Source organism: Sporosarcina sp. P3 (assembly GCF_002743415.1).
GTDB classification, from domain to species: domain Bacteria; phylum Bacillota; class Bacilli; order Bacillales_A; family Planococcaceae; genus Sporosarcina; species Sporosarcina ureae_A.
The window spans coordinates 106877-119454 of sequence record NZ_PDZE01000006.1; the positions used below are offsets into that span (position 1 = coordinate 106877).

Below are 12578 nucleotides of genomic sequence, written 5' to 3' on the forward strand. Positions count from 1 at the left end.
CAGGCTACTATATGAAAAATTGGAGGAGTTTAGAAGCGGAGTTTACTGGAGATAGGGAATGAAATAATCGCTACCGCACCATTTTACCTGACTATTCATTAAAAAACGCCAAGCAAATATATTTGCTTGGCGTTTCATTATTATCGCTTCAGTTTCTCAAACACTGTATGGAATGCTTCCACAGTTTTCGCGATGTGCTCTTCTGTGTGTGCTGCTGACAGGAACATACCTTCGAATTGGGAAGGCGGTAATAAAATACCTTCTTCCGCCATGAGACGGTAATATTCTGCGAACAGTTTCAAATCAGATGTTTTCGCAGCATCGTAGTTATTAACGCGTTGATCCGTAAAGAAGAAGCCGATCATCGAACCAGCACGGTTGACGGTATGCGGAATATTATTAGCTTTCGCAGCTGCACGGAAACCTTCTTCCAACTGATCGCCAAGCTTAAGGAAGTGTTCGTATGTTTTAGGAGTCAACTTTTTCAACGTTTCAATTCCCGCTGTCATTGCTAACGGGTTACCAGACAATGTCCCTGCCTGATAAATAGTTCCTGCCGGTGCTACATGCTCCATAATCTTACGGGAACCGCCATACGCTCCTACAGGCAATCCGCCGCCGATTACTTTACCAAGACATGTAAGGTCAGGTTTGATGTTGAAATGACCTTGTGCACATTTATATCCTACACGGAATCCAGTCATGACTTCATCGAAGATCAGTAAAGAACCGTTTTCTTCTGTCAGCTCACGTAAACCTTTAAGGAAGCCGCTATCCGGTCCTACAACCCCCATGTTTCCTGCAACGGGTTCTACAATAATTGCAGCCAGGTCGTCTCCGTACTCTTTTATAGCCAGCTTGACACTTTCCAGGTCGTTATATGGAACTGTGATGGTGTTAGACGCAATGGATTCAGGTACTCCAGGGCTATCAGGTAATCCTAATGTAGCAACACCCGATCCCGCTTTAATGAGCAAGGAATCCGCATGTCCATGATAGCAACCTTCGAATTTAAGAATTTTATTACGCTTCGTATAGCCTCGAGCTAAACGAAGTGCACTCATCGTTGCTTCTGTACCTGAAGAAACCATACGCACCATTTCGATGGAAGGTACACGGTCGATTACAAGCTCTGCCAATTCATTTTCTAGAAGAGTAGGTGCTCCGAAACTTGTACCAGTTTCAGCTACTTTTTGAATTGCAGATACTACGTCAGGGTGCGTGTGACCTAGGATTAGAGGACCCCAAGATAGAATGTAGTCTATATATTCATTGCCATCGATATCCTTAATGATCGCACCTTTACCACTTTCCATAAAGATTGGATCCATGTTCACTGATTTGAATCCACGAACTGGTGAGTTGACGCCACCTGGCATTAATTCCACTGCCTCTTTGAATGCCTGTTTAGATTTCGTATATGTTTTTTGTCCCATATTACTTCTCCTCCAACCAGCGAGCGGCATCTTTTGCATGATACGTCATGATAATATCTGCGCCTGCACGCTTCATACTTGTTAACGTCTCTAATACAATTTTCTTCTCATCTACCCAGCCGTTTAATGCAGCGGCTTTGATCATAGCATATTCCCCACTGACATTATACGCTACGACAGGCAATAATACGTGATTCTTCACGTCGCGAATGATATCAAGGTAAGACAAGGCCGGCTTAACAATTAAGAAGTCTGCACCTTCAACGATATCGGATTCCGCCTCACGCATAGCTTCCATGCGGTTTGCTGGATCCATTTGATACGTTTTACGATCACCAAATTGTGGTGTGGATTGCGCTGCTTCACGGAATGGACCGTAATAAGCTGATGCATATTTAACTGCATATGACATGATCGGAATGTTTTGGAACCCCGCATCATCTAGCGCTTGACGAATAACTGCCACAAAGCCATCCATCATATTGGATGGCGCAATAATATCAGCTCCCGCTTTCGCTTGACTGACGGCTGTCTTGGCAAGTAATACGAGGCTTGCATCATTATCTACATCGTTGTCATGAATAACGCCACAATGTCCGTGATCTGTATACTCGCATAGGCAAGTATCTGCTACTACGACTAATTGTGGATGACGTTCTTTCACTGCCCGTGTTGCACGCTGGATGATTCCTTCATCATCATACGCTTCGGAACCAGTTGCGTCCTTCTCAGAAGGAATACCAAATAAAATTATAGAAGAAATACCTAATTCGACTACTTCATCCGTTTCTTTTAATAATAAATCAATGGAGAACTGATCTACTCCCGGCATTGAAGCGATAGGATTACGTACGTTCTCGCCTTCTGTAACAAAGATAGGATAAATGAAATCCGCTGCCTTAATTTCCGTCTCTCTCACCATCGCTCTAACGGTCGGATGTGTACGAAGTCTACGATGACGCTTAAATTCTATTGGATTCATTTGAATTCTCCCTTTCGTTTAGCCAGTTCATGGACTAGCTCGACTAATGTATACGTTTCAGGTTTGACGTGAACGGGCGCACCTACTTTTAACAGTGCACGTTCCGTAACATGGCCAATTGCGCAAACCGTAAAGCCAAACCACGTCGTTTTCGGTGCAATACGTGAAGAGAACACTTCCACCGCTGAAGGGCTTGCGAATAATACGGACACCTGATTTTTATGAAGTATAAAGCGACTTAATTTATCTATCTCACTCGTTGCACTCTTGGTCTCATAGACTGTCCATTCCGATACATGAAACGGCAATTCCTCGCGAATCAAACTTCCTGCGAGAGAACCTTTCAAAAAGACTACATGTAATCGTTCTGACTTTTTTGGATTAAACTGTTTGACGAAAACATCTGCACTAAACACGCTTGGAATGAAAGATACAGCAAAACCAAGTCGGTCTAGCGCAGCCGCTGTTCGTGTACCGACTGCTGCGACTTTGCCGTTAAACGTATCTGCCGTTACATTGAACCGTATCATCTTCGCACGGAACGCAGCAACTGCTGATTGGCTCGTAAAAATGAGCCAATCAGCTTTCATTGCTTGCTGCAACTTTTGCTGATCAGCCTTCTTCTGTATTTCTCCTACTTCAATCAGCGGAATCGAAACCGGAATGCCACCGTACTTTTTCACAAGTTCGGCCGCTTCCGTAGACTTTGGTGTTCCGGTGAAAATAACCGTTTCTCCTGCTAACGGTAATGCGTCACGCATCCATTTCCGCCTTCACTTTCTTGATTACTTCAGCAGCACCTTGGTCACGTAAAATTTTACTGACTTCTTTACCAACTGCGACAGGATCTGTTCCTTTCACCGTTTCGCGGAACACTTGAATTGCATCCGGAGACGCGATGAAGCCAGTCATCTCTACTTCATTACCATCAAACGTTGCAAATCCACCAATAGGTACTTGGCAAGATCCATCCATTTCATTAAGGAACGTGCGCTCAGCCTGTAATTCAACCCAAGTCTTCTCGTCCGTTAGTTTTGCCAGTTCATTTAGTAATTCTGTATCATCTTCACGACATTCAATCGCTAATGCACCTTGCCCTACTGCTGGAATACAATCATCAAGCGAGAGGTGTTCTGTGACGATGTTATCATCCCAGCCCATACGCTTAAGCCCTGCAGCGGCTAAGAGAATTGCGTCAAATTCACCATCATGTAGTTTACGTAAACGTGTATCAATGTTCCCGCGAATCCACTTAATTTCAATATCTGGACGCAACATCAATAGCTGTGAACTACGACGAAGACTAGATGTACCAACAACCGCTCCGATTGGCAAGTCCATGAAGCGAACATGGTCGTTTGCAATGTACGCATCACGTGGATCTACGCGTTTAGGAATACAGCCGACTGTCAAGCCGTCAGGAATTACCGCAGGCATATCTTTCATGCTATGTACGGCAAAATCGATTTCCTTATTAAATAATGCTTGTTGAATTTCTTTTACGAATAGTCCTTTACCGCCAACTTTTGACAACATGACGTCCAAGATTTGATCGCCTTTCGTCACAATTTCTTTTATCTCAAATTTAAATGGGGCACCTGCCTGCTTCATTTGTTCAATGAACCATTTCGTTTGAGTTAATGCTAGCTTACTTCTACGTGAACCTACAATAATTTTTCTCACAATACTCTTCCTTTCTTATACCCATAAATGAAATTGTGACAGCGTACTGCCCAAAAAGAAATTAATGACCGTTAAAAGAAATGCAAATATTGTCATCCAGGCAAACTCCATTGATTGAAGCTTTCCCTTAAAGTTGAAATAAATAACCGAAGAATAGATGAGTAATATTGCAAATGACCCCATAATTTTCACATCAAATGGAGACCAGTTTTCAAGCGCTACATATGCCCACTGAACTCCAAATAGTAAACTAACGAATAGTATCGGAATGCCAGTATAGATCGACATTTTCATCCCCATCATCGTCTGATGCAAATTAGGTAGACTAGAAAAGCGTTTTCCAAACTTTTTACTTTTCAGTACGTTATATACAATCAAATATAATACAGCAAAAACAAAAGCTAATGCGAACACTGCGTACGAGAGGATTGCTGTCGTAATATGAACAAATAGTACTTCTGAAATGAGCGAATCACCGACAGTGGACGCTGTGTATTTCAAATTGGAAAAGACATGAATCATTAAAAAAGCAAATCCGATGATATTTGTGAAAAACACCATGAAATTCACTTTATATATCAACTGGAACACGATAGATAATGTGACCAGTAACCACACATAAAAATAAATTCCTTCAACTAGCGATAATACCGGAAAGCGTTTCATCTGAATAATATAAAGTGATAAAATCGCGGTTTGTGTAAGCCATACGGTAACGATGAGCCAAAAAGCAATGCGTTGAATCATTTTTGACTTCTTCAAGTAATCAATAAAATAAAAAACAAGACCGAGGGCATAAAGAACAATCATGAATTCCTGAAGTCTTGCGACGGTTAAATCAACCATATGCTATTCTCTGCCTTTCAAGCGAAAACCTCTCTTGTGCTAGTAAGGAGTGTTCGTCTTCATTGTCTCAAATGAGAGGGTGTTACTGCAAATAATTGCATCTGTGGAAAGCATGGTTTTCCTAACATCGTGAATAGTTAAACATATATTTCATATTTAACTGCATTAAAAAAGTGGGCCTGTACTGTTCTTGTGAAAGACAGATACAGAACCACCTGGGATTAGTGTTGATAATGTAAGCTCGTCATATCAGCAACGTCTGATTTTTGATCAGCACGTTTTTGAAGACGTTCTTTTGCTTGTAATGCCAGCTGTTCCTTTTCTGTTACGACATCTTCGGCAATACCAAAGATTTGTTCAAAAAGTGCGAGTTTCTCTGCTGCCTTTTTATCAGTAGATAATTCTTTAGCCTGTAAAATAGGTTCTTTTAATAATTGATTAATAATCGATTTAGTATGCTTGTTTAGAACTTTCTTTTCACGTTCTGTTAAATCCGGCATTTTGTTTTCGATGCTGGCCATTGTTTCACTTTGAATACGACTTGCTTTCTTACGAAGTGCAGAAATCATCGGCACGACACCTAGTGTTGTTAACCATTCTTTAAACGCAACTACTTCTTGTTCAATCATGAGACCAATTTCGTCAGCTGCCCGCTTACGTTCAGCCAGGTTTGCTTCGACAATACCTTGAAGATCATCGATATCATACAAGAATACACTATTCAATTCACCGATTTTTGGATCAAGGTCACGTGGCACAGCAATGTCCACCATGAATAGTGGCTTGCCTTTACGTAGTCTCTCTACAAAATCCATCAATTCATAATCGATGACATATTCAGTAGCGCCCGTTGAACTGATTAAAATATCTGCTTCGAGTAACAAACACTGCAACTCTTGCATAGATTTCGCTTCACCATTAAATTTCGCTGCGAGAATTTCTGCTTTAGAGAATGTTCGATTGATTACGGTAATCTTTCCAACACCGCTTCCCTGCAAGTTCTTCACTGCTAATTCACCCATCGTACCTGCACCAAGAATGGCGATATGCTTATCCTTAAGTGAACCGAAAATCTTTCTACCCAGTTCTACCGCTGCATAGGAAACAGACACGGCATTTTCACCGATTGCTGTGTCTGTATGTGCTCTTTTCGCTGTCGTAATCGCTTGTTTGAACAATTCATTGAATACGGTACCTGTCGTACCAATATTTTGTGCAGCGAAAAAACTGCTGCGAATTTGCCCTAAAATTTGTGTTTCACCAAGTACCATGGAATCAATGCCTGCAGTTACACGTAATAAATGTTCCACTGCACCATCTTCTTCATGAATAATCAAGTGACTGGAGAATTCCTCCATAGGAATAGAAAACCAATCAGCAAGGAATTTTTTTATATAATATCGTCCTGTATGAATTTGATCTACTACCGCATAGATTTCTGTGCGGTTACAAGTAGAAATAATGACGTTTTCTAGAATACTCTTTTGCTGTTGCAATGTTTGCATCGCTTGTGGCAAATCAGCTTCAACAAATGATAGCTTCTCTCTAATTTCGACAGGAGCGGTTCGGTGGTTAACACCGACAACGACTGTATACATTAGGTGCTCACACCTTTCGGAATCTTTTTCGTACATTCATTATAACATACATAGCGCTTTAGTCGGAACGCAATTGTGAACATCGTTTGAAGTCATAATGTAGCAATTCCATCTACCTAACTCGTTACTTACATACGACTTTCGATTTCACGCCATGCTTCCTCCATACCTATTCCTTTTTCAGATGAAAATAGGATGAGCGGCTCGTGTATTTCCATGTTAAATGTTGTCCGAACAATCTTCTTATGCTTTTCCCATTTACCTTTAGGTATTTTATCCGCTTTTGTTGCAACGACAATCGTAGGGATATTGTAATGAGACAGGAAGTCGTGCATCATGCAGTCATCTTTTGTCGGTGGATGACGCAAATCAACAATTTGCACGACCGCGCGCAATTCTTCACGTGATGTGATGTATTGTTCGATCATACCGCCCCATTTTTCTTTTTCAGTTTTCGAAACTTTCGCATAGCCGTACCCTGGTACGTCAACGAAAAATAGTTGTTCTTCGATTTTATAGAAATTGAGCGTTTGAGTCTTCCCTGGTTTCGAAGAAGTACGAGCCAAGCTTTTACGGCCAATCATTTTGTTAATGAAGGAAGATTTCCCTACATTTGAACGACCAGCTAACGCAAATTCAGGATAACCTTCTGTTGGATACTGTTCAGGTCTAACCGCACTCATAATCATTTCAACGTTATGGACTTTCATTTCTTTTCCTCCAAAGCGATATCGAGTACTTCATGAGCATCCGACACAAGTTTAAATGTTAATTCTTTTCTTACGCTATCTGGAATGTCATCCAAATCGCGTTCATTGTCTGACGGGATGATGATCGTGCGCAGTCCGGCACGGTGAGCACTAAGCGTTTTTTGTTTTAGCCCACCAATCGGTAGCACACGTCCACGCAATGTCACCTCTCCTGTCATACCGACTTCACGGCGTATCGGACGTTCTGTCAACGCGGATACGAGTGCCGTAACAATAGTAATACCAGCAGAAGGTCCATCTTTCGGTGTTGCGCCTTCTGGAACGTGAATATGAATATCCCATTTTTCATGAAAATCAGGATCTATATCAAATGACATGGCTTTGGAACGTACATAAGATAATGCCGTCTGTGCCGATTCCTTCATGACATCCCCAAGCTTACCTGTCAACAGTAATTTACCTTTACCTGGTGATAAGGATACTTCAATTTGTAATGTATCTCCACCGACGGATGTATAGGCAAGTCCAGTGGCCATACCGACTTGATTAACCGTTTCTGCCTGTCCAAAACGGAAACGCTTCTTGCCCAGTAACGCTTCTAAAGATTTCGGGCTCACTGTTAAGCTTTTCTTATCGCCTGCTAGTATTTGGCGCGCAGCTTTCCGACAAATGCTTGCGATTTCTCGCTCAAGTGAACGTACACCAGCTTCACGTGTATAGTATCGTACGATTTCCAGCACTGCTTCTTCCTGGAAACGAAGTTGTGACTTCTTTAAACCATGTTCCTTCATCTGTTTCGGAATCAAGTGATGGATAGCAATTGACTGTTTTTCCTGTTCTGTATAGCCAGGAATCGAAATGATCTCCATACGGTCACGCAACGGCCCTGGTATAGCCCCCAGATCATTCGACGTCGCAATGAATAAGACACTTGAAAGATCATAAGGCTCTTCTATATAATGATCACTGAAATTGTTGTTTTGTTCAGGATCAAGCACTTCCAGCATCGCAGACGACGGATCTCCTCTAAAATCATTTGACATTTTATCGATTTCATCTAGTAGGAAGACTGGATTGACAGTGCCTGCCTTTTTCATACTTTGTATAATACGTCCGGGCATAGCGCCTACATACGTTCGACGATGACCACGAATTTCAGATTCATCACGGACACCACCTAGTGATAAACGTACAAATTCACGTCCTAATGATTCAGCGATAGAACGGGCTAATGAAGTTTTACCTACTCCTGGAGGGCCATCTAAGCAAAGAATCGGTCCGCGCAAAGAATTGGTCATCTGACGAACAGCAAGATATTCGAGAATTCGTTCTTTAACGTTTTCTAATCCTTCATGATCACGATTCAATATTTCTTCTGAACGAGACAAATCTAGTCGATCTTTTGTCGCATGAGTCCATGGTAGCATAATCAGCCACTCAATATAGTTACGAATGATGCCACTTTCAGCTGAAGCAGAAGGAATTTTTTCATAACGTTCCAGTTCACGCTCTGCTGCTTCTCTCACAGACTGCGGCATATTGGCTTCTTCGATTTTCTTTTTCAGTTCGGACACTTCAAGACCTTTACCGTCTTTATCGCCTAGCTCAGTTTGAATCGCCTTTAATTGTTCGCGTAAGTAAAACTCTTTTTGTGTGCGTTCCATGGCTTCCTTCACGCGTTCATTAATTTTTTGTTCAAGCTCCATGATTTCCTGTTCATTATACATTCGACTGATTAGCCATTCCAAACGATCAGGGACGTCTAGAATTTCAAGTACTTCTTGTTTGGCAGTTAGTTTTAACGGTAAGTTCGATGCAATCATATCCGCTAATCTACCCGGTTCTTGAATGCTTTCAACCGTCTCCAATGTTTCTTCAGAAATCCGTTTGCTATTCTTCGCATATCGTTTGAACTGTGCAACAAGTGAACGCATCAATGCTTCTGCTTCCGCATCTTTTTCTTCATTCTCTTCGTAACATGTGACATTGACAACTGGATACAGGTCAGCTTCTCGGTAACTGCTCCACTCTGCTCTATGTATGCCTTCGATCAACACACGGTACGTACCATTTGGTAATTGAGTCATTGATTTGATATTCGCTAGAGTGCCTATTTCATGTAAATCTTCTTTTTCCGGATTTTCTAAGCTTAAATCCTTCTGCGTCGCAAGGAAAACCTGATGATTACCTGCTAATGAATGCTCAATGGCGAAAATTGAGCGTTCTCGACCTACATCGATATGCAAGAGCATCGTCGGATAAACTATCACTCCGCGAAGTGGCAATAATGGGATGTTCTGTTTTTGAATCGTCGGCATGATAAGCCACCTCCAAATAAATTATGTGTATGTATGTGTATTACCTAAATAAAATCTTATGTAAGAAAAAGCCGACTGCCGAACGTATAAGATACGCATCGGTGGAGCCGGCCTTTTTGCCTTTTCGGCGTTATGCGGTATTTTTTTCGCTATCTGATTCGTATATAGATCCATCTTCTCTGTACAAGATCGGAGTCGACTTGCCAAGAACAGAGTCTTTAGTAATGATGCATTTCTTCACTTCTTCAAGTGAAGGAAGTTCATACATTACATCCAACATGATATTTTCGATAATCGAACGAAGTCCACGTGCCCCCGTTTTACGAGCAATCGCTTCTTTCGCAATTTCGATCAATGCGTCATCTTCAAATTGAAGTTCTACATCATCCAGCTCGACCATCTTTTGGTATTGCTTTACAATCGCATTCTTCGGCTCCGTTAGAATTTGATACAATGTATCAGCATCTAACGTATCAAGAGTTGCGATTACCGGCAAACGGCCAATGAATTCTGGAATCAAACCGTATGACTGGAGATCTTCAGGAATCAATTTAGCCAATAGGCTATCTTCTTCATTGATCTCTTGCTTGGATTCAGAACCAAAACCGATCACTTTACGACCGATACGACGTTTCACGATATCTTCGATGCCATCAAATGCTCCGCCTACGACGAATAAGATATTCGTTGTATCGATTTGCAGGAATTCTTGATGTGGGTGCTTACGACCGCCTTGTGGTGGTACGCTAGCAACTGTTCCTTCGAGAATTTTCAGTAATGCTTGCTGTACACCTTCCCCAGATACGTCACGAGTAATCGATGCATTTTCAGATTTACGAGCTACTTTGTCGATTTCATCAATGTAGATAATTCCTTTTTCAGCTTTATCAATATCGAAGTCCGCTGCTTGAATCAACTTCAAGAGAATATTTTCTACGTCTTCCCCAACGTAACCTGCTTCAGTTAATGAAGTCGCATCTGCAATCGCAAATGGTACATCCAAAATACGAGCCAACGTTTGCGCAAGTAATGTTTTACCGCTACCAGTTGGGCCGATTAAGACGATATTGGATTTAGCCAGCTCGACTTCATCAATTTTACTGCTTGAATTTACCCGTTTGTAATGATTGTATACCGCTACTGCGAGTGATTTCTTTGCGCGATCTTGCCCGATGATATAGTCATCGAGGATACCTTGGATCTCTCTTGGTTTTGGAACGTCTTTTAGCTCGAAGCCTTCTTCAAGACCTACTTCCTCTTCCACGATTTCCGCACAAAGTTCAACGCATTCATCACAAATATAAACACCTTGACCTGCTACTAGTTTACGGACTTGCTCTTGAGATTTTCCGCAAAAAGAACAGCTAAGGTTATCGTTTTCATCATTAAATTTGAACATTATGCTCACCCCTATTCAAGTGAATATACTACAAGATTAACATGACTTAATCAACTATTTAGAACTTAATGACCGATAACTACCAGCCTGATATGTATCATTATTCATGTTCTAGCTTATGTAGTTTCCTCACGTCTATACATGAAGTTCTTTTATTTAAGAAAAACAAGGTACGGGCAAACCGTACCTTGTTACAATCATATTGAAAGATTAATCGATGATTTTAGCGTTGTCAACAAGTAGTTGTACTGTTTTATTGAAACGAAGATCGTTCTCAAGTACAGATGTGCCACCAAGAGTCGTCTTGATTTGCTCAACTTCCATACCGAATTGCTCAGACATCTTTTCAAGTTCAGCATTTACTTCTTCTTCTGGAACTTCTACATTTTCAACAGCACCGATTGCTTCAAGTGTCAATGAAACACGAACGCGGCTTAATGCGTCGTCTTTCATCTGGTCGCGAAGTGTTTGTTCGTCTTGACCAGAGAACTGGAAGTAAAGATCCAAATTCATGCCTTGCATTTGTAGACGTTGTTCGAAGTCTTGCATCATACGATCCGTTTCTGAATCGATCATGGCTTGTGGAATGTCCATCTCAGCGTTGCTTGCAGCTTGTTCTACTAAATCGTCACGAAGAGCTGTTTCAGAATCATTCTTTTTCACTTCTTCAGCTTCTTCTTTTAACTTCGTGCGTAGTTCTTCTACTGAAGATACGCTCTCGTCGATTTCTTTTGCTAACTCATCATCAAGTTCAGGAACTTCTTTAGACTTGATTTCGTTAACTTTCACTTTGAATGTAGCAGGCTTTCCAGCTAATTCAGTAGCATGATATTCTTCAGGGAAAGTAATTTCAATTTCTTTTTCTTCTCCTGTTTTCATGCCGACTACATGCTCTTCGAATCCTGGAATAAATGAACCAGAACCTACTTCAAGTTCGTAGTTATCAGACTGTCCGCCTTCGAATGCTTCGCCATCAGCGAATCCTTCGAAATCGATTGTAGCTGTATCGCCATTTTCAACAACGCCGTCTTCTTTAACTACCATTTCTGCTAGTGCTTCAGTACGTTGTTCAAGCTGTGCGTCTACTTCTTCGTCTGTTACTTCAACTGCTTGACGAGTTACTTCAAGACCTTTGTATTCACCAAGCTTAACTTCTGGCTTAAGAGCTACGATAGCAGTGAAAACGACAGGCTCGCCTTTTTCTAACTTTTCGATGTCAATTTCAGGCGCAGCGATTGGATCAACGTCTGCTTCGTCTACTGCAGCAGAGTATGCTCCAGGTAGTACGATATCGATTGCATCGTTGTAAAGTGATTCTTCACCGTACATTTTGTTGAACATTTTACGTGGCATTTTCCCTTTACGGAAACCAGGTGCCTGTACTTTCTTCACTACTTTTTTGAACGCTTCATCTAATGCTTCGTTGAAACGATCTACGGAAACTTCAAACGTAAGTTTCCCTTCACTACCTTCTAATTTTTCCCATTTAACTGTCATATGTATGACCTCCAAATCATTTGCAATACTTTTATTTTTATTTTAATCAATTATACCTTCTACTGATTGTATCTCATTTTTTCTGTACGTCCTAAAAAAATTCCGACAC

Annotated in this window: 10 protein-coding genes; all 10 read right to left on the bottom strand. The window is 41.2% G+C overall.

The window, feature by feature from the left end:
* Window positions 1-140: 140 nt before the first annotated feature.
* The 10 genes from hemL to tig all read right to left on the bottom strand — a co-directional run bounded on the left by hemL (window position 141) and on the right by tig (window position 12469).
* On the bottom strand, window positions 141-1436 hold the full coding sequence (hemL, locus tag CSV61_RS09445) for a glutamate-1-semialdehyde 2,1-aminomutase (RefSeq protein WP_083031943.1): 1296 nt from the start codon (window positions 1434-1436) through the stop codon (window positions 141-143).
* Window position 1437: 1 nt separating this feature from the next.
* On the bottom strand, window positions 1438-2418 hold the full coding sequence (gene hemB / locus CSV61_RS09450) for a porphobilinogen synthase (RefSeq protein ID WP_083031946.1): 981 nt from the start codon (window positions 2416-2418) through the stop codon (window positions 1438-1440).
* Window positions 2415-3179, bottom strand: coding sequence for a uroporphyrinogen-III synthase (locus tag CSV61_RS09455; protein WP_083031948.1), 765 nt, complete (start codon window positions 3177-3179; stop codon window positions 2415-2417). The genes hemB and CSV61_RS09455 overlap by 4 nt, the downstream gene beginning before the upstream one ends.
* A complete protein-coding gene (gene hemC, locus CSV61_RS09460) occupies window positions 3172-4101 on the bottom strand; it encodes a hydroxymethylbilane synthase (RefSeq protein WP_099639014.1) in 930 nt (309 codons plus the stop codon). The genes CSV61_RS09455 and hemC overlap by 8 nt, the downstream gene beginning before the upstream one ends.
* Before the next feature lie 15 nt (window positions 4102-4116).
* The gene (gene ccsA / locus CSV61_RS09465; RefSeq protein ID WP_099639015.1) at window positions 4117-4947 is read right to left on the bottom strand and encodes a cytochrome c biogenesis protein CcsA; all 831 of its coding nucleotides are present in this window, start codon (window positions 4945-4947) and stop codon (window positions 4117-4119) included.
* 221 nt (window positions 4948-5168) lie between these two features.
* Window positions 5169-6545: a glutamyl-tRNA reductase gene (hemA, locus tag CSV61_RS09470; RefSeq protein ID WP_099639016.1), complete on the bottom strand. Its 1377-nt coding sequence runs from the start codon at window positions 6543-6545 to the stop codon at window positions 5169-5171.
* A gap of 128 nt (window positions 6546-6673) precedes the next feature.
* On the bottom strand, window positions 6674-7255 hold the full coding sequence (gene yihA, locus CSV61_RS09475) for a ribosome biogenesis GTP-binding protein YihA/YsxC (RefSeq protein ID WP_083031958.1): 582 nt from the start codon (window positions 7253-7255) through the stop codon (window positions 6674-6676).
* Window positions 7252-9573: an endopeptidase La gene (gene lon, locus CSV61_RS09480; RefSeq protein WP_099639017.1), complete on the bottom strand. Its 2322-nt coding sequence runs from the start codon at window positions 9571-9573 to the stop codon at window positions 7252-7254. Before lon ends, yihA begins: the two co-directional genes overlap by 4 nt.
* A 130-nt stretch (window positions 9574-9703) precedes the next feature.
* Window positions 9704-10972: an ATP-dependent protease ATP-binding subunit ClpX gene (gene clpX / locus CSV61_RS09485; protein ID WP_099639018.1), complete on the bottom strand. Its 1269-nt coding sequence runs from the start codon at window positions 10970-10972 to the stop codon at window positions 9704-9706.
* Between the two features lie 210 nt (window positions 10973-11182).
* On the bottom strand, window positions 11183-12469 hold the full coding sequence (gene tig / locus CSV61_RS09490) for a trigger factor (RefSeq protein WP_099639019.1): 1287 nt from the start codon (window positions 12467-12469) through the stop codon (window positions 11183-11185).
* Between the last annotated feature and the right edge of the window lie 109 nt (window positions 12470-12578).

What these genes read in the sequence shown, in the direction of transcription:
- clpX (WP_099639018.1), bottom strand. Translation starts at nt 10,972, where the DNA reads ATGTTCAAATTTAATGATGAAAACGATAACCTTAGCTGTTCTTTTTGC.
- hemA (WP_099639016.1), bottom strand. Translation starts at nt 6,545, where the DNA reads ATGTATACAGTCGTTGTCGGTGTTAACCACCGAACCGCTCCTGTCGAA.
- lon (WP_099639017.1), bottom strand. Translation starts at nt 9,573, where the DNA reads ATGCCGACGATTCAAAAACAGAACATCCCATTATTGCCACTTCGCGGA.
- tig (WP_099639019.1), bottom strand. Translation starts at nt 12,469, where the DNA reads ATGACAGTTAAATGGGAAAAATTAGAAGGTAGTGAAGGGAAACTTACG.
- CSV61_RS09455 (WP_083031948.1), bottom strand. Translation starts at nt 3,179, where the DNA reads ATGCGTGACGCATTACCGTTAGCAGGAGAAACGGTTATTTTCACCGGA.
- yihA (WP_083031958.1), bottom strand. Translation starts at nt 7,255, where the DNA reads ATGAAAGTCCATAACGTTGAAATGATTATGAGTGCGGTTAGACCTGAA.
- hemL (WP_083031943.1), bottom strand. Translation starts at nt 1,436, where the DNA reads ATGGGACAAAAAACATATACGAAATCTAAACAGGCATTCAAAGAGGCA.
- hemB (WP_083031946.1), bottom strand. Translation starts at nt 2,418, where the DNA reads ATGAATCCAATAGAATTTAAGCGTCATCGTAGACTTCGTACACATCCG.
- ccsA (WP_099639015.1), bottom strand. Translation starts at nt 4,947, where the DNA reads ATGGTTGATTTAACCGTCGCAAGACTTCAGGAATTCATGATTGTTCTT.